Origin of the sequence: Kordiimonas sp. SCSIO 12610 (assembly GCF_024398015.1) — a bacterium.
GTDB lineage: Bacteria > Pseudomonadota > Alphaproteobacteria > Sphingomonadales > Kordiimonadaceae > CANLMI01.
In genome coordinates this window covers 3,461,382-3,482,588 of sequence record NZ_CP073747.1, presented here as the reverse complement: position 1 = coordinate 3,482,588, position 21,207 = coordinate 3,461,382, and the positions used below count along the sequence as shown (strand labels likewise).

At 46.7% G+C, this 21,207-nt stretch carries 19 protein-coding genes; 6 read left to right on the top strand and 13 right to left on the bottom strand.

The annotated features are described in order from the left end of the window. Positions 1-20 precede the first annotated feature (20 nt). The 6 genes from acs to rpmI all read right to left on the bottom strand — a co-directional run bounded on the left by acs (position 21) and on the right by rpmI (position 7,447). Complete coding sequence (gene acs / locus KFF44_RS16080; RefSeq protein WP_255936065.1) at positions 21-1,961, bottom strand: acetate--CoA ligase; 1,941 nt, start codon at positions 1,959-1,961, stop codon at positions 21-23. A 104-nt stretch (positions 1,962-2,065) separates the two neighbouring features. After that, complete coding sequence (locus KFF44_RS16075) at positions 2,066-3,073, bottom strand: methyltransferase domain-containing protein (protein WP_255936064.1); 1,008 nt, start codon at positions 3,071-3,073, stop codon at positions 2,066-2,068. Positions 3,074-3,218: 145 nt separating this feature from the next. Then, positions 3,219-5,618: a phenylalanine--tRNA ligase subunit beta gene (pheT, locus tag KFF44_RS16070; protein WP_255936063.1), complete on the bottom strand. Its 2,400-nt coding sequence runs from the start codon at positions 5,616-5,618 to the stop codon at positions 3,219-3,221. Then, positions 5,618-6,694: a phenylalanine--tRNA ligase subunit alpha gene (gene pheS / locus KFF44_RS16065; RefSeq protein WP_255936062.1), complete on the bottom strand. Its 1,077-nt coding sequence runs from the start codon at positions 6,692-6,694 to the stop codon at positions 5,618-5,620. Before pheS ends, pheT begins: the two co-directional genes overlap by 1 nt. A 158-nt stretch (positions 6,695-6,852) precedes the next feature. Beyond that, positions 6,853-7,212: a 50S ribosomal protein L20 gene (gene rplT / locus KFF44_RS16060; protein WP_255936061.1), complete on the bottom strand. Its 360-nt coding sequence runs from the start codon at positions 7,210-7,212 to the stop codon at positions 6,853-6,855. A 37-nt stretch (positions 7,213-7,249) separates the two neighbouring features. Further along, the gene (gene rpmI / locus KFF44_RS16055; protein WP_255936060.1) at positions 7,250-7,447 is read right to left on the bottom strand and encodes a 50S ribosomal protein L35; all 198 of its coding nucleotides are present in this window, start codon (positions 7,445-7,447) and stop codon (positions 7,250-7,252) included. 266 nt (positions 7,448-7,713) lie between these two features. On the opposite strand from rpmI, the gene KFF44_RS16050 reads away from it, so the two are divergent. After that, positions 7,714-8,586: a TraB/GumN family protein gene (locus KFF44_RS16050; RefSeq protein ID WP_255936059.1), complete on the top strand. Its 873-nt coding sequence runs from the start codon at positions 7,714-7,716 to the stop codon at positions 8,584-8,586. Positions 8,587-8,646: 60 nt separating this feature from the next. Here KFF44_RS16050 and KFF44_RS16045 read toward each other — a convergent pair whose 3' ends face one another. The 4 genes from KFF44_RS16045 to KFF44_RS16030 all read right to left on the bottom strand — a co-directional run bounded on the left by KFF44_RS16045 (position 8,647) and on the right by KFF44_RS16030 (position 11,887). Beyond that, positions 8,647-10,206, bottom strand: a complete 1,560-nt coding sequence (locus tag KFF44_RS16045) for a bifunctional UDP-sugar hydrolase/5'-nucleotidase (RefSeq protein WP_255936058.1) — start codon at positions 10,204-10,206, stop codon at positions 8,647-8,649. Between the two features lie 154 nt (positions 10,207-10,360). Then, entirely contained in the window at positions 10,361-11,074 is a 714-nt protein-coding gene (pyrF, locus tag KFF44_RS16040; protein WP_255936057.1) for an orotidine-5'-phosphate decarboxylase, read from the bottom strand. Positions 11,075-11,175: 101 nt separating this feature from the next. Then, on the bottom strand, positions 11,176-11,529 hold the full coding sequence (locus KFF44_RS16035) for a hypothetical protein (RefSeq protein ID WP_255936056.1): 354 nt from the start codon (positions 11,527-11,529) through the stop codon (positions 11,176-11,178). 79 nt (positions 11,530-11,608) lie between these two features. After that, complete coding sequence (locus tag KFF44_RS16030) at positions 11,609-11,887, bottom strand: integration host factor subunit beta (RefSeq protein ID WP_255936055.1); 279 nt, start codon at positions 11,885-11,887, stop codon at positions 11,609-11,611. A 428-nt stretch (positions 11,888-12,315) separates the two neighbouring features. Between KFF44_RS16030 and KFF44_RS16025 the strand changes: the two genes are divergently transcribed. Genes KFF44_RS16025 through KFF44_RS16005 form a run of 5 tightly spaced genes read left to right on the top strand, consistent with a single transcriptional unit; the run spans position 12,316 to position 17,896 of the window. Beyond that, positions 12,316-13,713 carry an L-serine ammonia-lyase gene (locus tag KFF44_RS16025; RefSeq protein ID WP_255936054.1) on the top strand — a complete coding sequence of 466 codons (1,398 nt, stop codon included), beginning with the start codon at positions 12,316-12,318 and terminating at the stop codon, positions 13,711-13,713. A 28-nt stretch (positions 13,714-13,741) separates the two neighbouring features. Continuing rightward, entirely contained in the window at positions 13,742-14,419 is a 678-nt protein-coding gene (locus KFF44_RS16020) for a 50S ribosomal protein L11 methyltransferase (protein ID WP_255936053.1), read from the top strand. Positions 14,420-14,478: 59 nt separating this feature from the next. Next, positions 14,479-16,266, top strand: coding sequence for an acyl-CoA dehydrogenase (locus tag KFF44_RS16015; RefSeq protein ID WP_255936052.1), 1,788 nt, complete (start codon positions 14,479-14,481; stop codon positions 16,264-16,266). A gap of 28 nt (positions 16,267-16,294) precedes the next feature. Beyond that, on the top strand, positions 16,295-17,494 hold the full coding sequence (gene purT / locus KFF44_RS16010; protein ID WP_255936051.1) for a formate-dependent phosphoribosylglycinamide formyltransferase: 1,200 nt from the start codon (positions 16,295-16,297) through the stop codon (positions 17,492-17,494). A 21-nt stretch (positions 17,495-17,515) separates the two neighbouring features. Then, positions 17,516-17,896: an MGMT family protein gene (locus tag KFF44_RS16005; RefSeq protein ID WP_255936050.1), complete on the top strand. Its 381-nt coding sequence runs from the start codon at positions 17,516-17,518 to the stop codon at positions 17,894-17,896. A gap of 9 nt (positions 17,897-17,905) precedes the next feature. Here the strand turns inward: KFF44_RS16005 and KFF44_RS16000 are convergent, their stop codons facing one another. From KFF44_RS16000 to KFF44_RS15990, 3 genes are all read right to left on the bottom strand, one after another. After that, positions 17,906-18,430: a GNAT family N-acetyltransferase gene (locus KFF44_RS16000; RefSeq protein WP_255936049.1), complete on the bottom strand. Its 525-nt coding sequence runs from the start codon at positions 18,428-18,430 to the stop codon at positions 17,906-17,908. A 16-nt stretch (positions 18,431-18,446) separates the two neighbouring features. After that, the gene (gene glpK, locus KFF44_RS15995; protein ID WP_255936048.1) at positions 18,447-19,946 is read right to left on the bottom strand and encodes a glycerol kinase GlpK; all 1,500 of its coding nucleotides are present in this window, start codon (positions 19,944-19,946) and stop codon (positions 18,447-18,449) included. 101 nt (positions 19,947-20,047) lie between these two features. Next, on the bottom strand, positions 20,048-21,100 hold the full coding sequence (locus tag KFF44_RS15990; RefSeq protein WP_255936047.1) for a radical SAM/SPASM domain-containing protein: 1,053 nt from the start codon (positions 21,098-21,100) through the stop codon (positions 20,048-20,050). Positions 21,101-21,207: the final 107 nt, after the last annotated feature.

The following is a 21,207-nucleotide window of genomic DNA, read 5'->3' as shown; positions in this document are numbered from 1 at the left end:
CCTATTTGGTTCTATTGACTTTAGCCCCTGTTCATTCTGTTTTCGATTAGATCATCAACAACAGCGGGTTCGGCAAGTGTTGAGGTATCCCCGAGGTTAGAGAATTCATTTTCGGCAATCTTTCTCAGGATACGCCGCATTATTTTGCCAGAACGTGTTTTGGGTAGTCCGGGGGCAAATTGAATAAGGTCTGGTGTAGCGATGGGGCCGATTTCCTGTCTGACCCACTTCACCAGATCCGCTCTAAGCGCTTCGTTTGCTTCCACGCCTTCTGGAGGGGTTACAAATGCATAGATCCCTTGGCCTTTGATATCATGAGGGTATCCAACAACTGCTGCTTCACTGACCCCGTTATGGGCAACCAATGCGGATTCGACTTCAGCAGTTCCCATACGGTGCCCAGACACGTTGATAACATCATCAACGCGGCCTGTTATCCAGTAATAGCCATCCTCGTCCCGGCGACAGCCGTCGCCCGTGAAATAGAGCCCTTCATATGTGGAGAAGTAGGTTTGTTTGAAGCGGTCATGATCGCCGTATACTGTTCGCATCTGGCCGGGCCAACTGTCTTTGATCACAAGGTTTCCATTTGTTGCGCCCTCAAGAAACTTACCATCAGCATCAACCAATGCTGGTTGAACACCGTACATTGGTTTTGTCGCAGCCCCTGGCTTCAGTGCTGTGGCCCCGGGCATTGGTGTGATCATCGCACCGCCAGTTTCTGTTTGCCACCAGGTATCAACAATAGGGCATCGTTCTTCGCCTACCGTTTTATAATACCATTGCCATGCTTCGGGGTTTATTGGTTCCCCTACAGTTCCAAGCAGTCTGATTGAGGATCGGTCATGTGCTTTTACGGGTTCGTCGCCTAGCCGCATAAGGGCGCGGATTGCAGTTGGCGCTGTGTAGAAAATATTGACTTTATGTTTTGCACACACTTCCCAGAAGCGACCGCCATCCGGGTATGTAGGAACACCTTCAAAAAGAAGTGTTGTGGCACCGTTTGCAAGCGGTCCATATACGATATAAGTATGCCCTGTAACCCAACCAACGTCGGCACTACACCAGTATATTTCGCCGTCTTTATAATCAAATACATACTGATGGGTCATGGAAGCCCAAACCATGTATCCACCTGTTGTGTGCAATACCCCTTTTGGTTTGCCTGTAGAACCAGAAGTATACAGAATAAACAGTGGGTCCTCTGCATTCATCTCCTCAGGTGGACAGTCATTGTCAACCGCTTGGCCAGCTTCGTGGTACCAAATATCACGGTTCTGATGCCAGTTAATTGCACCACCTGTGCGCTTGATCACCAGAACAGTATCAACATCTGGGCATTGCTCTAAGGCGGTATCAGTGTTTGCTTTCAGCGGTACTGTTTTTCCGCCTCTTACTCCTTCGTCAGCCGTAATGACACAGGTTGAAGCACAATCAAGGATACGTCCAGCAAGCGCATCAGGTGAAACCCCCCCGAATACCACTGAATGAACAGCGCCAATGCGCGCACAAGCGAGCATCGCGTAGGTGGCTTCAGGGATCATTGGCATATAAATTGTGACACGATCGCCTTTCTTAACACCCCGTGACTTAAGGATGTTTGCCATAATGCAAACTTCTTGGTGTAGTTCGGCATAGGTAATAGCTTGACTATCCGCGGGATCATCGCCCTCCCAGATAATAGCAACTTCGTTTGCGCGTTTTGGTAGATGTCGGTCTATACAGTTTACTGAAGCATTGAGGGTTCCGTCCTCGAACCACTTAATGGAAACATCACCTGTAAAATTGGTGTTTTTAACAATAGAAAAATCTTTAATCCAATCGATGCGTTTGGCTTCTTCACGCCAAAAACCTTCAGGGTTTTTTATGGATTGCTCGTAGCGTGTTTTATACTGTTCGCTAGTGTTAAAAGTATTATTTTCAGCGCTGTCTTTTACCGCGATGATTACATCGTTGCTCATTATCCGTCCCCACGTATTAAAGATATTATTTGATTTTTAGTATAGTTACGCTGAACATCAAGTGTGTTCTTGTGTGATAAAAATAATATTACTTTTGTGCAGCCCTACCAATCGGACATGCCGCCTGGACCACCAGCCTTTTTATTTGCAACAATTCTAAGTAGCTGTAATTCGCCGCTTTCCAGCATTTTCTTACGTCGGGCCCAAAACTCAGCTTCGCGCATCAATGTTTGGATTTGCTTCGTTCCATCATCTTGTTTTGCTAGTTTTGCTGCAACTTGGTCTGCGCCCGCCCATGCCTGATTGATCATCTCAATATACTGAGGGCTGATATCTTCGGAGACACGAACTTGCAGATGATTTTTCTTTAGAATGGCCTTCAGGTCATCAGCAAGAACAGGATATGGTGTGGTGCGTTCGCCAATTTTCCATTCCTTGTAGCTGTCGCTTGCGACAACGGCTTCGGAACTGATGACATAGTCTGTAATGAGGATAAGGCCTCCGGGTTTCAGCTTGTCTTCGATGGCAGCAATCATTTTTGCCTTATTTTCGATAGTGAAAAGGGCCTCTTTTGCAAGTGCACGGTCAAATTTGCGCTCAAATTCTTCTATTTCTTCTGGATTATATTGTGTGATTACTGCTTTGCGTTCCAGCCCTGCCATCTTGGATAGCTCTTGTGCTTTGTCTACGAGGATCGGGGATTCTTCATACCCAGTCATCCAGACACCAAACTCGTCAGCGAGCACACGGGCAGGGCCGCCAAGGCTTGCCCCTATCTGGAGCATGGACATTTCTGGGCTTAAAGCTAATAGCTTGGAAAGAGCGACGATATATTCAGGACCACCTGGTCCGCAATATCCTTCACCCCATATGTATTGAGCGATGTTGACAGCATCCTCGCTCCAACCCATTTCTTCTTCTGGAGCATCGCTAGGTTCGACATCACGTGTTTCAAATTCTGTCTTTTCAGGGGCTGGCGCGCTTTGGGTTTCATCGTCTCCGGCTTGCGCTAACAGGCGCAATCTCAGTTCTTCAGGGTCATACCCTTCCCACCACGCTTTCAAACGCAGTTTCCAAGGTAGCTTAACCTTTTTTTCATCTGACGAAGACATATATAATTTTGATCACAATTGTAATATCAGCACATGTGCGCCTTACAGTTCTGAATTCCCCCACTTATAGAACCCTCTCATATGTAGTATGAAAGAGGAACGGGGCCAATATCAAGCCCCGATTCGCATTTTTTATAGTGAAGCCTCAACTTCTTAGCACCGCACCGGTGGATTTTTCGGCGGCGGCACAAATTTTGTTGGCAATGTTTTCAATAGCCTGATCCGTAAAGGTTTCGCCGGATGGCTCCAGCGTTACTGATAATGCTAATGATTTCTGGCCTTCAGGGACACCTTTGCCTTCATACACATCAAAGATGCTAACATTTGTAATCGTGTTTTTATCAGCACCTTTTATAGCCTTCAGTAGCGTGCCGGCAGCGACTGATTTATCCACAAGAAACGCAAAGTCCCGTGTTGCCGATTGAAGATTGGATACATGAAGGGCCCCCTTTGCAGCACCTGACTTCTTTGGTGCCGGGACTTTACCAATAAAGACTTCAAAGCCTACAGCAGGGCCATCAACGTCAAGGCCTTTAAGGACGCTTGGATGTAACTCGCCGAAATTGGCCAGGATGTTTTTCGGGCCAAGCCTTAATGTGCCTGAGCGGCCAGGATGGAAATATGCTGGCGCTTCTGCAAATATCTGTAGGTTACCAACCGGTGCACCAATCGCTTCAAGCGCTGCTACCGCATCAGCTTTGGCGTCAAATACGGAAACGGGTTCAATATTTGTATCCCAGTGGCGCTGCGCTGACTTTCCTGTTCTGATGCCCGTAGCGACTAAGAGCTGGCCTTTCTCTGTGTCGTCCAGGTAAACAGGACCAACTTCAAAAAGCTGAATATTCTCAGAGCCGCGATCATGGTTACGCTGTGCCGCTTGCAAAAGATTAGCAAGGATACTTGGGCGCATGTAATCCAATTCAGTAGAAATTGGATTGTCTACGACAAGCTTTTCTGAGTTATCTGCGAATAGTGCTGCATCACTTTGGCGCATGAATGACCATGTCACGGCCTCAGAAAGGCCTTCGCTTGCAAGACGGCGCTTGATAGCGCGGGCACGCTTTTGCTCAAGGTTTAATGTCGTGCCTGCTTTGTGATTAATAACAGGCAGCTGTACCGATGGGATATTGTCGTATCCATGAATTCGTAGAATTTCCTCGACAATATCAGCTTCACCATCAACATCACGGCGCCAGCTTGGAACTGTAATAGTCATTGGCGAACCATCAGTAACGCCAAACCCAAGTTTCTCAAGAATGGATGCTGATGTTGCAGCATCGATATCCAGCCCTCCCAGCGTTTTAGTGCGCTCAGGGCGGAAAGAAACGGATTTTTCCCATGTTGGTGTAGCGCCCGCTTCAAACATATCGCTTGCGGTGCCGCCACAATGATCAAGGATCATCTGGCTCGCGATCGCAAGGCCATCATATAGAAAATCTGGGTCTACGCCGCGTTCAAAACGATACCGGGCATCAGTGATGATATTATGCTGCCGGCCTGTCATCGCAGTGCGAACAGGATCAAAATAAGCAACTTCCAAAATAACGTCGGTTGTTGTTTCCGTGCAGCCGCTATCTAAACCACCAATGACACCGCCAAACCCTTGTGGGCCTGTATTGTCGGCGATAATGGTTTCGCCGCCTTTGCAAGTATATTCATTATCATCCAGAGCGGTGAATTTTTCGCCTTCACCCGCAAGCCGGGCTTGCAGATTACCCTGAAGTTTTTGGGCATCATATACGTGAAGGGGGCGACCAAGATCGATCGAGATATAGTTTGTTACGTCAACGAGTGCAGAAATTGGCTTCTGACCAACAGCTTTCAGGCGTGCCTTCAACCAATCCGGGCTTTCGCCGTTTGTCACACCAGTGAACTTGCGTCCAATAAAATGTGAACATGCATTTGAAGCGTCATCTGGCAGGTTGATTTCTGCGACAATATCACTCGCGCCATCATTGGTAATTTCCGGTGCTTTGATGGCTTTCAGTTTGCCAAGGCCGGCGGCCGCAAGATCGCGTGCGATACCATAAACGCCTAGGCAGTCTTGCCTGTTCGGCGTGATTGCAATTTCAATCATTGGGTCATTGAGGCCCGCCCAATCGATATAGCTTTCACCAACTGGAGCGCTTTCATCAAGGTCCAGAATGCCATCATGGTCTTCGCCGAGTTCAAGCTCCGCGGCAGAACACATCATTCCGTTCGACTCGACGCCGCGCACTTTCCTAAGCGCTAGCGTTACGTCAAGGCCGGGAACATAATCACCTGGGCGACCAAGGACAGCCCGCATGCCTTTGCGCGCGTTTGGTGCACCGCAAACAACAGTGATGGTCTCGCTGCCTGTATTAACAGTACATACCTTCAATTTGTCAGCGTCAGGGTGCTTAACAGCATCAACCACTTCTGCAATGGTGAAGGCACCAAGCTTGTCAGCGGGGTTAACAACATCCTCGACCTCAAGGCCGATTGCGTTCAGGGTATCAAGGATCGTGTCCAGGCTTGCCTCTGTTTCCAGATAGTCTTTAAGCCAACCAAGTGTAAATTTCATTAGCTTAACCCTCCTGCAAGTGTTGGGAGATTGAGTGCAGAAAATCCATAATGACGAAGCCACCTTAAGTCGCTGTCAAAGAATGCACGCAGGTCATTCATGCCATACTTGAGCATGGCGAGGCGGTCAATACCGCAGCCAAAGGCAAACCCCTGATAGACGTTAGGGTCAAGGTCGCAGGCCTCTAAAACCTTGCGGTGAACCATTCCGGAACCGAGAACCTCGAGCCAATCATTGCCGTCACCGATCTTAACGGTACCACCTTCGAAACTACACTGAACGTCTACTTCCATTGACGGTTCGGTGAACGGGAAATAACTTGGACGAAGGCGCAGCGTCACCGCATCAACCTCAAAAAATGCTTTCAGAAACGCTTCGAGTGTACCTTTAAGGTGACCAAGATGCGTATCCTTATCGATCACCAAACCTTCGACCTGATGGAACATTGGCGTGTGGGTGGCGTCCGAGTCTGATCGGTATGTGCGGCCAGGGGCGATGATACGAATTGGCGGCTCCTGATTGATCATGGTTCTGATCTGCACAGGGCTTGTATGCGTGCGAAGCACCTTACGCTCACCATTTTCATCAGGCTTTAAATAGAAAGTATCATGCATCTGACGCGCAGGATGTTCTTCAGGGATATTAAGGGCCGTGAAGTTATAAAAGTCAGTTTCAAGATCTGGTCCCTCGGCAACAGCAAAGCCTAGCCCTGAAAATATTTCTGCGATTTCATCCATAACCTGACTGATCGGATGGATGCTCCCAAGAGGACGTTCGCGCGGGGGCAATGTTACATCGATAGTTTCTTCGAGCAGGCGCGCTTCAAGGGCTGCGGCTTCTAGTGTGTTTTTTCGAGCACCGATTTCATTCGCAATATCAGTTTTAAGGGCATTTAATATTGGCCCCATTTCCTTGCGCTCTTCGGGCGACATACCACCCAGGCCTTTCATAAGGCCGGAAACGCTACCTTTTTTCCCTAGTGATGAAATTCTGATTTCTTCAAGGGAATCGAGAGAGTCTGAAGCTGCAATAGCGGCGGTGATCTCGTTTTTTAAATTCTCAATATCTTGCTGCATGATGTTCCAACGCGCTTGATGAATATGGATTAAATTTCTGTATATTGGTGTCTTGCATTTTAACGTTTTACGCAAGCAAAAAGGGGCCTAGCCAGCGGCCAGACCCCTCTTTAACGTTCATAGCAATTTTACCAGGGTGTTATCCCTTGGTGAACCTATTATTTAGCGAGAGCGGTCTTTGCCTGAGCAACGAGCGCTTCAAAAGCTTGTGGTTCGTTAATTGCGATATCGCTGAGGACTTTACGGTCAAGCTCGATGCCGGCGAGTTTAAGGCCGTGCATAAATTGACCATAAGGTAATCCAAGTGCGCGTGCACCAGCGTTAATACGCTGAATCCATAGAGCACGGAAAGTACGCTTGCGTGCCTTACGGTCACGGTATGCATACTGGCCTGCTTTTTCTACAGCCTGACGAGCAACTTTGATGGTATTTTTACGGCGGCCACGGTAGCCTTTAGCTTCCTCGATGACCTTCTTGTGACGAGCGTGCGATGTGACGCCCCGTTTAACGCGTGCCATGTTTCTTGTCTCCTAAACCTTGATTGCGTGCCGGGCCTTAGCCGTATGGCAGGAATTTCTTAACGATATTGGCGTCACAATCGTTCAGGATCGTTGTACCACGTTGGTTACGGATTTGCTTGTTGGTCCGTTTGATCATGCCGTGCTGTTTACCAGCCTGGCTTGCACGTACCTTGCCTTTGGCAGTCAAGCTGAAACGCTTTTTCGCGCCAGATTTTGTTTTCATCTTGGGCATTTTCATTCCTCACATTCAGTAAAGAGTGTTGATTCTGAATAATCACGGCAGCCCTTAAATCAGCCGGATCATCCGATGGAACGCGGCTTATAGCGAGGAATGGCTTAGAAAGCAAGGGAAGAATCTATGGGATATGTGATCATTATGATTTGTATATTTAGCTCTGTTTTATCGTTATTCATCGACGATCACTTGATACTATCAGTGCCGAACACTACGTAAAGTGTGCGTACTGCATAGTAGGCAATAGAATTTAGGGGAATTCCATGCTCAAAAAGCTAATCTCGGGCCTTTCATTGCTGGCCCTTATATCTTTGCCATCCTTGGCCGATGGTCAGGTTGCCATGTGGCAGGTGAAGGATGAGGATACAACGGTTAATATCATGGGTACTGTGCATCTTTTGAAGCCAGGCACAGTCTGGATGAATGAAGATATAACGAAGGCTTTAAGTGACGCTGATAAATTGTATTTAGAGCTTTCGCCTGAACAAAGTTCAGATCAGGTCATGCAAAGTTTAGTGCCAAAATATGGCCTTCTTCCAGCTGGCGAGACCTTACGTGAAAAAATTGGTGAGCAGGACTTTAATGCGCTGGTTGAAGGATTGGCTCAATTCCCTGTACCTGCTGAGGCACTTGATCGTTTCAGGCCTTGGTTTGCTGGATTAACCTACACGGCCCTGCAATATATTAAAATTGGTTATGATGATAATGCTGGTGTCGAGTCTGTTTTAACAGGATTGGCACAGGCAGAAGGCAAGCCTATCCTTGGCCTCGAGACAGCAGAGTTTCAAATATCTGTTTTTGCGTCTTTAAGCGAAGAAGACCAAATACAGTTTTTGCGTGACGCATTATCCGAAGCAGATGATGCTGCAAATGTTATGAATGAAATGACGACGCTGTGGATTACGGGCGAGGCGGAAAAACTCGGCGCTTTGATGAATGAAGAACTCATCGATGCTCCAATGTTGGCGGATAAGCTTCTTTATGAACGCAATGCCAACTGGATTAACGATGTCAAAACGATCATTAATGAACCGGGTAACTTTATGATTGCTGTAGGGGCTGGCCATTTGTCCGGGGATAAGTCTGTTATTGACTTATTGAAACAAGCAGGGTTTAGCGTTAGCAGAATCCATTAAAATATCCATTTAAGCCTTATGAGATATTGACTATCCTCATAAGGCTTTTTGTAAGGATAGTTAGGAAGCTGATCTATCTTTCTGCCGGCCTTTTGAAGGCGCAGAAACCGGTCCAGTCGCTTTGAAAAACTCCAGCAATATTTCTGACACTTTTCCTGCGTTCGCGGTTTTTTCAATATCTGCAAAGGTTGTATAAAGATCACCACCTTCCGCCAAAAAACCGGGGGCCGCAGCTGAGAAGGTATCATTCGGTCTAATATCTTTTCCCTGATACCGAATTGACACCAAACGATCTTCAATCGCTTTGGACGAGTCGTAGATAATTTCGAAGCCAGAAATCTGTAAAAGGCCACGTTCGAATGTTAGGGACTGCCTTATAATTTCCGTTAGTTGTGTTCCTGTTAATTCAAGCACCAACACATCGTCGACAAATGGATAAACATCCAGAATATCGGCCAACGTTAAGTTTCCCTTGGGAATATCTTTTCGAAGGCTGCCTGCATGAACAAAAGCAATATCAGATTTGGCAACACGGCGTATTTGATCGGCAAACAGATTGCCCACATCTGATTCTTCGATATATCGCCTGCTCATATAATGTGTGGTCGAACCAATTTGCTCGAAAAGGTCGGCGTGTTCTGCGCGTGTTTTCTCAAGCAACGCATGAATTTTGGGGTCGGGCTTGTATTTGTCTGCGTCCACTGGGATTAGCTTACCATCATATTTGATGATTTTCCCGGCGGTCGTATCAAGCTCTATTTCCAAGAAGCCCAGATGGGTACCTTGCCCATATGTTTGCATAATGATTGTACCGGTATCTGAGTGAACGACAGGCTTCGGCGTGCCCGCGTCTGCATGCCCTGCAAACAGGATATCGACCCCTTTGACAGCACCAGCGAGCCGAATATCAGCATCAATATCGCGTTGAAGGCGGGGGTCTGATTCTGCATCAGTTTGCATAGGCGCGGTTTTCCCCTGATGGGTCAGGAGCACAATCAGGTCCACATCACCCCTGATTGCATCAACAGATTTTTGAACTGCTTCTGCTTCATCAGTTACATCAAGCGGTGCAATGAAAGAAGGAATAATAGCAGAGACCGCGTCACGGCCCATGATGCCGATCACACCAATACGGATTCCGTCCCGTTCAATGATGGTATGGGCTTGTGCAAACGGATGATTGGTGCCCTTATAAAACATGTTAGCACCAAGAACCGGAAATGGGGCGCGGTTTTTTTGCCAGGCTAAAATATCGACGCCATACTCAAACTCGTGATTGCCGATACCTAAAGCGTCATATTGCATTAATCTCATGAGATCAAAAGCCAGTGCACCTTCGGTTCTTTTCGCTAGCGAGCCTGTAAAGATATCCCCGGCATCAAACAAAAAAGTGGGGCTAGGCTGATTTCTGATACTATCGATTAGCGTCGTCATTTCGGCGATGCCGCCGATCCGATCGATATTGTCCAGCCAAAAAGCTGGGATAGGGTCGTATGCACTTTCAACATCGTTGGTAAACAGTAATGTTACCTTTCGCTCATTATCCTGCGCAACAGCTTGACTATGTGAACTTGCGAATAGCGTTACTGAAATGAGAATCGAGAAAGCAATAAGTTTCATGAGGCCCCCGTACATTGTTGTCGGCTATCCGTGTCATAGAGCCGAGCCGGATAGCAATATAGGTTTGGAAACTCTTAACTGATTTTCAAATAACAAGTATAATGAAGAAGGCCTGAAACTGCGATACAATTCCAGAAATTAGGCACTTTAAAGTTTATGCAAGGCCCTCAGCTATCTTTTGTGCTGCTTTAATTGGGTCAGGTGCTTGGGTTATTGGCCTTCCGATAACCAGTATGTCTGCACCGTTATCAACGGCTTCTTTTGGTGTTAAAACACGCTTCTGGTCACCCACGGCGCTTCCCGCTGGCCGAATACCTGGAACGACTAATTTGAAATCTTCTGAAATAGTTTCGCGGAGCAGGGTTATCTCCATAGGGCTACAAACAACCCCATCGAGCGAATTTGTGCTCGCAAGTTTTGCGAGCCGCTCAACCGCGGTGGGTACAGCCCCTTCGATGCCCGTTGCGCCTATGTCATTTTCATCTAAGCTTGTTAGAATAGTGACACCCACGACCCATGGTTTTTCCAAACCATGTTTGTCTGCCTCTTCTATCGCGGTTTCCTGAGCGCGGCGCATCATTTCCGATCCGCCTTGAGTATGAATAGTAAGAATTTTAGGCGCTAGGGGCGCAACCGCTCGAATTGCACCAGCGACAGTGTTTGGAATGTCGTGGAATTTAAGATCCAGAAAAATCGGGATTTCGGTATCGGCTACTTGTTTAAAACCGTCAGCGCCGTTTGCCATGAAAAATTCGAGGCCAAGTTTAACACCGCCCACGTACCCTTTCAGGTTTTTTGATAACTGGACAGCTTCGCTAACATCAGTGGTATCGAGTGCACAGAAAATTCGCTCATGAGATTGTAGCATACTAGTCTCCGATTTCATATCTGGTGCTGTATGTAGCAACCTCGTTTTAAGTCGTCAAAATGCAATTAGATGATCAGAAGATACTATATGATCAGAGGATATTAAATTGATACATTCTCGCCGGTGTTTTCATGGGCAAGCTTGGCTTTGCTATTGTGTAAGTCTTCCGAGAGCGTAGATACCTGATCTTCTAGTGTTGATGCGGCTCGTTCAGCTTGTCGCCGTTTTGTAAAGCCCTTTAGGCGCAACCAGTTCAATGATAACCCCGTTATGGTGATGCCAATGAATATACCGGCAAATAAAACCATATATACTGGTATTGGAGGTAGATTTGAAAACAATGGATCAAATGATAGATCGGCATCATGGCGGTTATTAACTGAGAAAATAACCAAAATAACCGCAAGAGAAAGCCAAAAAAGAAAGCGGAAGAATTTTACGATGTCTGCAATCATGTGTGTATTCTACTGCTGTTGTTTCGTAAGGGCTGACTCACGATAACAGCAAATTTCGGGATTATAACGTGCTGCTTTTCTAGTTGTTCAGCTTTTCGCGCAAGTCTTTTCCTGTTTTGAAATAAGGAACACGTTTTTCCGCAACTTCAACTTTTTCGCCGGTTCTGGGGTTTCGTCCAACTCTGGCTGGTCGGCTTTTGATGGAAAAAGCGCCAAAGCCCCTTAGCTCTACCCGATCACCACGAGAGAGTGCATCGGTGATTTCATCAAATATTTTAGAGACAATGCGTTCCACATCTCTGTGGAATAGATGAGGATTATCTTCAGCAATCTTATTGATCAATTCAGATTTGATCATATTCATTCTCCCTCCGGGCAAGGCATCTATGTCTGTCAACTTATGGGATCATACCACGGCCCCTGTTCTTACAAACGTGCCAAAGGACATAGCGTGCGTCAAGTTAAGCCTTTTATTTAACACGGTTTTTAAGGGTATATAGGTGAAAAAAGTGATGAATTACGTGATTTGGGCCAGTTGATGGGTTGTTTTTAAGGTCTGTTGATCAGGAATTCCGTTAACTGGGGCTTGCTGAAAAGTTAAGAGAATCAGTTAATACGCGACTCAATCCAGTTCTATTGGCTGCATCCATAACGTTTGTTGCCAATAAAAATACTTGGGCGATCAGTATCGATTTACGTTGCGGAAGTGTATTATTCCGAATAGTTTCAAATGATATTTTTTCTAAAAATTATTCAGATTTAGCACGATAATTTGGAGAGGCTGCGTTGACCATTAGTGTCTTAGATTTATTCAATATTGGGGTTGGACCTTCAAGCTCGCATACTGTCGGGCCAATGAGAGCGGCCAAGCAATTTGTTGAACAGTTGGATCAAGAAGGCAAGCTGATGCAAATTAGGCGTGTTGAATCCAAACTGTACGGATCGTTAGGTGCGACGGGACGAGGTCACGGGTCTGACAAGGCTATTATACTCGGACTAATGGGGGAAAGCCCGAAAACTGTTGATGTCGACAAAATTGATGAGATGGTTCTTAGTGTCCGGGAGGGCAACAGGATCACTCTCGGTAGAAGACTTGAAATAGATTTTAACGAGGATACAGACCTTCTGTTAGTTCCTCGGGAACGCCTCCCTTTTCATCCCAACGGGATGGAGTTCAAGGCATTTGATAAAGATGGTCATATCGTTTGTCGAACGATCTCTTATTCGATTGGTGGCGGTTTTGTCGTTTCCGAGGAAGAAGCCGAGGCTGATAGCTTTGATGATGTGGACCCGATTAGTCAGCCCTATCCCTTTAAAAGTGGGGCCGAATTGTTGGCGCATTGTAAAACATCAGGTAAATCGATAAGCGACATTATGTTGGCGAATGAAAGTGCGTTCAGAGATGAAGAAGAAACGCGCAAAAACCTTCTGGAAATTTGGCAGGTGATGGAAGCCTGCGTAAAGCGCGGATGTAGCCAGAAAGGCAATATGCCGGGGCTTAAAATTAAGCGTAGAGCCGCCGATATGTACGAACAGTTGGCCTCAAGACCCGAAACTGCATTAACTGATCCGTTGACGATTATTGACTGGGTTAATTTATATGCACTGGCCGTTAATGAGGAAAATGCTGTTGGTGGGCGTGTTGTAACAGCACCAACCAACGGCGCGGCTGGCATTGTACCGGCTGTTCTGCATTATTATGTCAGGTTTTGCCCAGGCGCCAATGATGATGGTATCGTCAGATTTTTGCTGACGGCGGGTGCCGTTGGTATTTTATTCAAAGAAAATGCGTCGATTTCTGGTGCAGAGGTCGGGTGCCAGGGTGAGGTTGGAAGTGCGTGCTCAATGGCGGCAGCCGGTTTGACAGAGGTTCTCGGCGGTACCGCTGAGCAAGTTGAGAATGCAGCAGAAATTGGGATGGAACATAATCTTGGTCTTACCTGTGATCCAATTGGTGGCCTCGTTCAGGTTCCATGTATTGAACGTAATGCAATGGCGTCCGTTAAGGCGATTAATGCGGCACGATTGTCGCTTCGAGGTGACGGTAATCATTTTGTCTCGCTGGATAAGGTTATTCGCACCATGCGGATCACTGGGCGTGATATGCAAACAAAATATAAAGAAACAGCGGAAGGTGGGCTCGCGGTGACTGTTCCTATCGCGGCGACAGTTGTTGATTGTTGATAGAATTCCTGACGCAAGGCACAGAAGTATGAATTTTGAACCGAATGATATTATTCCATTGCATAACTATAAAATTGGTTTTGATAAACGTGCGGTCTCTTTGAAGATTCTTCGGTCTTTCATTAAAGGTTGGTATGAAAGTGCCGAAGTTAATCTGATCAAAAAAGTAATAAAACCGGATGATCGTATTATCGAATTAGGGGCGGGTATTGGTATAACTGCAATGGTCGCCAGTAATATCGTGGGCGACAAGATATCAACTTACGAGCTTAACCCTTATCTGATTGAATGGGCGCGTGATAATTTTCGGCGTAATGGATTTAATATCCCTGTTAATCAAGTTGCTTTGATGCCGGAAAGCCAGATTAATTCTGATACTGTCGATTTTTATGTTCATGATGACTTTTGGTCATCGTCTCTTACAAAACCGGATGTTTATACTGCGACCCTGCCAACCAAAGTTGCGTCGGTCGAAAAAGCAATTTCTGAGCAACAGGCCAATACCTTGATCGTGGATATTGAAGGGGCGGAGGTTGATTTTTTCAATCACGTTGAATTGTCGGGCATTGAAAAGATTATTATGGAAATCCATTATAATATCGCCGGCAAAGCAGAAACGGACGCCATGATTATGAAGCTAATCGCTCAAGGTTTTGCGCTCGATCTAGAGAAAACTGGTGACAGAGTTCTTTTTTTGGAACGCTAAATACTGTTTTGGTTCAGGGCTACTGATTATTTAATTACCTTAGTAAGGATATACTCAATATGTTTTCGCCTCCCGTCAAAGACATGATGTTTACACTCAATGACATTGTAGAAATTGCTGAACTTACAAATTTTGAAATTTTTGCAGAAGCAGGTTCGGATGTCGTCGAAGCGATCCTTGATGAATGCGCGAAATTGATGCGGGATGAAATTGCTCCCATGAATGCCATCGGTGATCGTGTTGAAGCAAAATTTGAAGATGGAACTGTCACCTATCCCCCCGGTGCGATAGAAGCATGGAAAAATGTTCAGGAACTCGGGCTTGTGGGCCTCGCGAGCGAAGTTGAATTTGGCGGTGGCGGCATGCCCCAGTCTGTTTTTGCCCCCGTGCAGGAAATGCTGTGCGGTGCCAACCTTGCATTCGCGCAGTTACCATCATTGACAATTGGTGCGGCTGAAGCAATCGCGGCCCATGGCTCGGATGAATTAAAAGAAAAATACCTACACAAGCTTGTATCCGGTGAATGGGGCGGAACTATGAACCTTACAGAGCCCCAAGCCGGCTCTGACGTTGGTGCGCTAACGACTAAGGCAGTAAAAGCAGATGACGGAACATACCGCATTCAGGGTCAGAAAATATATATTACCTGCGGTGAGCATGACCTTACGGATAATATTGTACATTTGGTCCTTGCACGGCTAGAGGGCGCACCTGAGGGAACAAGGGGTATATCCCTGTTTTTGGTTCCTAAATTCATTGTCGACAATGATGGTAATTATGACATCCGAAATGATCTAAGATGTGTTTCCATTGAACATAAAATGGGCCTTAAGGGGTCATGCGCGTGTACGATGGCTTACGGTGACAATGGTGAATGTGTCGGGTATTTAATTGGCGAAGAAAACAAAGGCCTGATGGCGATGTTCACCATGATGAATACGGTGCGTTTACATGTTGGCCTTCAGGGCGTCGGCTGTGCAGAACGCGGATACCAGCAAGCGCTTCACTATGCGTCGGAGCGCGTTCAGGGAACACCCGTAGGCGGCGATGGGTCAAAGGCAACAATTATAAATCACGCCGATGTTCGCCGGATGCTGATGACAATGAAAGCCCGCACAGAGGCCGCGCGTGCGATCAACTATATGAACGGCAAAGCCATTGATATGGCGCATGCTTCAAGGGGGAATGCGCAGGGAAAATATTGGCGTACACTTTCTGATGTTTTAACCCCACTTTCTAAAGCTTACGGGACCGATATGGGTGTTGCTGTTGTCGATGACGCGGTACAGGTCCATGGTGGTATGGGATTCATTGAAGAAACGGGTATCGCACAGATTTACCGTGATGTTCGCATCACGCCAATTTACGAGGGCACAAATGGGATTCAATCCTGGGATCTTGCTAACCGTAAGCTAAAAATGGACGGTGGTGAGGGTATTAAAGGCCTGTTGTCTGAGATTAAAGCCTTTGCAGAGGAAAAACTGAACGGCGATTTATCGAGTATGAAACCATCCCTATTGTCTGCTGTGGATGCCGCTTTGGATGTTAGCAATTGGTTCCTGGAGATGCATGGTCAGAACGCGCGCGCGGTTGCTGCGGGCTCGGTACCTTATCAACGGTTGATGTCAGAAACTGTTGGGGCCTGGCTTCTTGCTAAAGGTGCACTTAAGGCACAAGATCGGATTGCAGCGGGCGATAGTGATACCAAATTCCTTACGTCAAAAATTGTAACGGCACAGTTTTTTGCACAGCGGCTACTGCCTGTGTCCACGGCTCTGGCGTCAACAATCAAAACGGGCGATGAGCTATTGTTCGCACTGGATGAGCAGCAATTGGGCCTTGCATAAAGTAATCTCATAGTTTTTGGAGTAGACCATGAAAATAGGGACACCGCTCAGCGAGAGCGCTACACGAGTTATGTTATTGGGGGCTGGTGAACTAGGTAAGGAAGTGATTATCGCCTTGCAAAGGTACGGTGTTGAGGTGATTGCCGTTGATCGCTACGAGAACGCGCCGGGCCATCAGGTTGCTCATAAGGCAGTTGTGGTTGATATGACCGATCCCAAGGCATTGAGATCAGTTATCGAAAAATATTCACCGCATTATATTGTTCCAGAGATTGAGGCGATTGCGACAGATGTTCTTGCTGTAGTTGATGATGAGGGCGTCAGCACAGTGATCCCAACGGCGAAAGCTGTGCAATTAACTATGAACCGCGAAGGTATCAGGACGCTTGCCGCTGAGGAATTGGGCCTGCCAACCAGCCCCTATGCATTCGCTTCCTCGCTTGACGAAGTGCGTGAAGCAATCACAGGCGATATTGGTTTTCCTTGTTTGATCAAACCTGTGATGTCGTCATCAGGTAAAGGGCAGAGCCTTCTAAAGAGCGAGACCGATATTGATGGTGCCTGGTCATACGCGCAGGAAGGTGGTCGTGTATCGGGGTCGCGCGTGATCATAGAAGGCTTTGTTGATTTTGACTATGAAATAACGCTGTTGACAGTTAGATCGATCGGCAAGGGCGGTGAGGTTGAAACATCATTCTGTAATCCAATTGGCCACCGACAGGAAAGCGGTGATTATGTCGAATCCTGGCAACCAATGGCGATGAGCGAACAAGCTTTGGCGAACGCACAGTTGATAGCTGAGAAGGTCACGACAGCGCTTGGTGGACAGGGCATTTTTGGCGTGGAACTTTTTGTCAAAGACGATGATGTCTGGTTCTCTGAGGTTAGCCCAAGACCACATGATACAGGCCTCGTGACCTTGATTACTCAGAAACAAAATGAATTTGAGCTGCACGCACGTGCACTCTTGGGGCTGCCGGTGGACACATCCCAGACATTAGAGGGCGCAAGTGCCGTCATTTATGGCGGTATGGACGGGAAAGCTATTTCGTATGCAGGGTTGGCAGATGCACTCATGGAATCTGACACGGAAATTCGTTTGTTCGGTAAGCCGGAGGCATTTGAAAGGCGGCGTATGGGGGTTGCTGTTGCTAGTGGTGACGACACGGATTTAGCGCGTCAAAAGGCTGCTCTAGCGGCGTCAAAAATAAAACCAACGCTTAGTTAATCTATATAGCAGTATAAAATTATGGCCCGTGAATATAAAAGTTTTCCTGCGATCTATGAGTTGGTTAAAGAGATTCCGGCCGGGCAGGTCGCAAGCTACGGGATGATTGCCTCGCTGATTAAAAATGCAACGCCGCGCATTGTTGGCTTTGCTATGGCGGGAACACCGTCCGGTCAGGATATTCCCTGGCAACGTGTGATCAACAGTGCAGGCGCGATTAGTGAACGAGACGGTGCTGATCGTCAGCGTAGTTTCCTGAAAGCAGAGGGAATTACCTTCAAACCCAGTGGTAAAGTAGACTGGAAAAAACACAGGTGGCAGGGGCCGAGCGAAACATGGCTCACAAAAGCTGGGATCGACTTTATGGATTTTCTAGAGATTCAGGCTAAATGGCCTGGTTAATCAACCTTATTATTTATCAAGCGATTTTATCATTGCGATCCGCTCGCTCTTATTAAGGTCGCTTGTGCGCTCACTATCAATAATGGCTTTTAATTCGGGTAATTTATCATCTGGATCAGTTTCAATATAGCCTAGTGATTGATACCACGGACCATTAAAAGCAACATGCTTGAAAGTGGTTAAGCTGATAGCGTTGAAATTATGGTGCTTTGCCCATTCTTCCGCACTATTCATCAGCAACTTACCCACACCTTTACCCTGTAGTTCATAGTCAACAGAAACCTCAAATATGTGACCATGATTATCAACCATACCCAGATGGATAAAGCCTGCCAGAGTATGATCATTAACGGCTACAAAGATTGATTTTGCATTGATGCCTTCTGTGATATCGCGACTGTTCGAAGAAGGACGTTCAGTTACCCACTCCATACCAATATCCGAGAACTTTCTGCCGCCATGCTGTTCGATCTCAATTATGCGCGGTATATCATCATATATCGCAAGCCGAATTTTCATGTTGGTTGAAGGCAATCTTTGCTCCTACCGATTATTCAATAGCAGCATAGGCTAATGTCGCTTGTACTGCTTTCTGCCAATTGGCTAAGTGGTTGTCACGGCGCTCAGAGGCTATCGAGCCATTAAATTCGCTGTCGACGTTCCAATTTGTGCGAATATCGTCGAGCGATTTGAAGATACCAACTTCTAGGCCAGCAAGATAAGCGGCGCCTAATGCCGTTGTTTCCATCACTGTCGGTCGCTGGACTGATAGTTCGAGGATGCTTGATAGAAAATCACACATCCAGTTGTTTGCAACCATACCACCGTCAACTTTCAATGCTACTGCGGGTGCGCCGTCTGCTTTCATGGCTGCCAACAGGTCATGGGTTTGATAGCAGACAGATTCGACAGCAGCGCGGACAAATTCATTTGGGCCACTCGCGCGTGTTAGACCAAAGATTGCACCGCGCGCTTCTGGGTTCCAATGGGGTGCTCCAAGACCAGTGAAAGCAGGCACCAGATAGATATGGGTGTTTGGGTCGGCTTCCTCGATCATACGTTCACTGTCGGCCGCATTTTCAATGACACCAAGTTCATCGCGCAACCATTGCACTGCGGCGCCTGCGATAAAAATCGAGCCTTCGAGCGCGTAAGTTGGTTTATCATCTAATTGATAGGCAATTGTGGTTAGCAATTGGTTGTTTGATAAAATGATGTCGTCACCAGTGTTTTGCATCACGAAACAACCGGTTCCATATGTGCTCTTGATATCGCCTTTCTCGAAACATGCCTGACCAACTGTTGCGGCCTGCTGGTCACCTGCCACACCAGTAATAGGAATGGCTTTGCCAAACAGGGATGGGCTAATGTCGCCGAAATTGTCAGCAGAATTTTTAACTTCTGGAAGGACGGACGAAGGGACATTGAATAGGTTTAGGAGCGCTTCATCCCATTTGCCTTCTTTAATATTATAAAGGTTGGTCCGACTGGCATTGGTGGCGTCGGTTGCGTGAACGTGCCCGTTTGTTAGCCGCCATATGAGGAAGCTGTCAATTGTACCAAACGCGAGTTCGCCCATACTGGCGAGGCTCCTTGCCCCTTCTACATTATCAAGAATCCACGCAATTTTTGTCGCGGAAAAATAAGGGTCGAGCCGTAAGCCTGTTGTCTCTTTAATAAAAGCCTCAGTGTCAGGATTGCTAAGTACACGGCATGTTTCTGCGGTTCGGCGATCTTGCCAGACGATGGCGTTATAAATGGCTTTTCCGGTTTTTCTGTTCCAAACAACAGTGGTTTCGCGCTGATTGGTAATACCTGATGCCTTGATCTGATACCCTTTTATCTCAGCATCGTTAATTGCCTGCTGGCAAACATTGACAACACTGCTCCAGATTTCTTCCGCATCGTGTTCTACCCATCCGTCGTTAGGATAATACTGTGTGAATTCCTGTTGTGCGACACTGACAATCTGCGCATTGCTGTCGAAGACAATGGCCCTGCTGGAGGTTGTTCCCTGGTCGATTGATAGGATACCAATTTTATCAGCCATGTTTCCCTCCATTTGGCCTGCGATGATCCATTATGAAACCATAATACATTGTTCCTTAGTATATCTAGGGCGGTGTGAACAGAGGGTTTGATCGATTACGTTTATTGGTTTTTCGCTAGGCGATTTTTACGGCGTTCTTCGATGATTGGTTTTAGGATTTCAGCGTGGAATTTGTCGCAGCCTATGCATAGGTTTGCATAAGGTTTTCCTTGGGGTGTTTCGGTGTTTGAGGCTTCTAAAAAACGCTCCATCGACCAGCCTTCGCTTTTTCCCATACGTACCGGGTTTCCAGCATTTATGGCTTCAAAAACGGGATGACCTGAGAGATCATCCAGAATATCCGTTAGTTTTTCCTCGGTTAGGTTGCCATAGGGCGCTTTGGTTTTCAGGCAGCATGGGTAAATGTCCCCGCCGGGTTCAATCGAAACCTCTGATCCTGAATAACCATGATTGAGAAATCCTTTGCCGCCAGACCAATTGTTGCAGAAATTATCCTTGATTGTAGCCCTTGATAAGCCATTTTCCCAAGCCCGACCACGCGGCCATAATTTGCCGATCCATTCGTCGTCTTCTGCACCGAAGAAATGATAGACAGGGCCCTCTTCTTCTGACCAGTCTTTAACGGGGGCGGCGTGCCCGGATGGTTTCATGTTCCTCGCGTGAAACATGGTTTCCAGCTTTTCGATCAGGTCATTTTTTTTATCGCCTTGCATGCCCACATGATAATCATCCATCCCTGATATAGAAATCATCCAGACACCACGGGACAGAAGGTCATCAAGAATTTCCTCTGTAACCAGATCGCCCGTTGTTTGAACAATGATCCTGATGCCGCCATTATTTTCATATTTAGCCGTTAGCTTCTCAAGTACAGGGTACAATATTCGGGTACGAACAGGGTCCACTAAAACCTCGCCGCCTGAAAGGACAATTCGGCCTTGTTTTTTCTCAAAACCACCGCCCTCAATCGTGCTCTGGAGGTCAAGATATGTCATGGTATCTGGGAGGTTGCGGATTATTTTTTCATGCGCTTGTTCACCCTCAAGAACAACATTTTCCAACGCGTCTCTCACATACGGGCGAAAGCGATCGTCGTAGCAATGTTTGCATTTTCTGTGGCAAGCATACGAAATTGAATAATATAGCGATTCCATAAAATGATACGTATCCAATGATTAAAAATACTGAGAGTATAGAAGCTTACTGTGCAATGGGCAAAGCGCAGATTTTCACAATTGCGCGTGCAGTTAAGTCCCTTCAT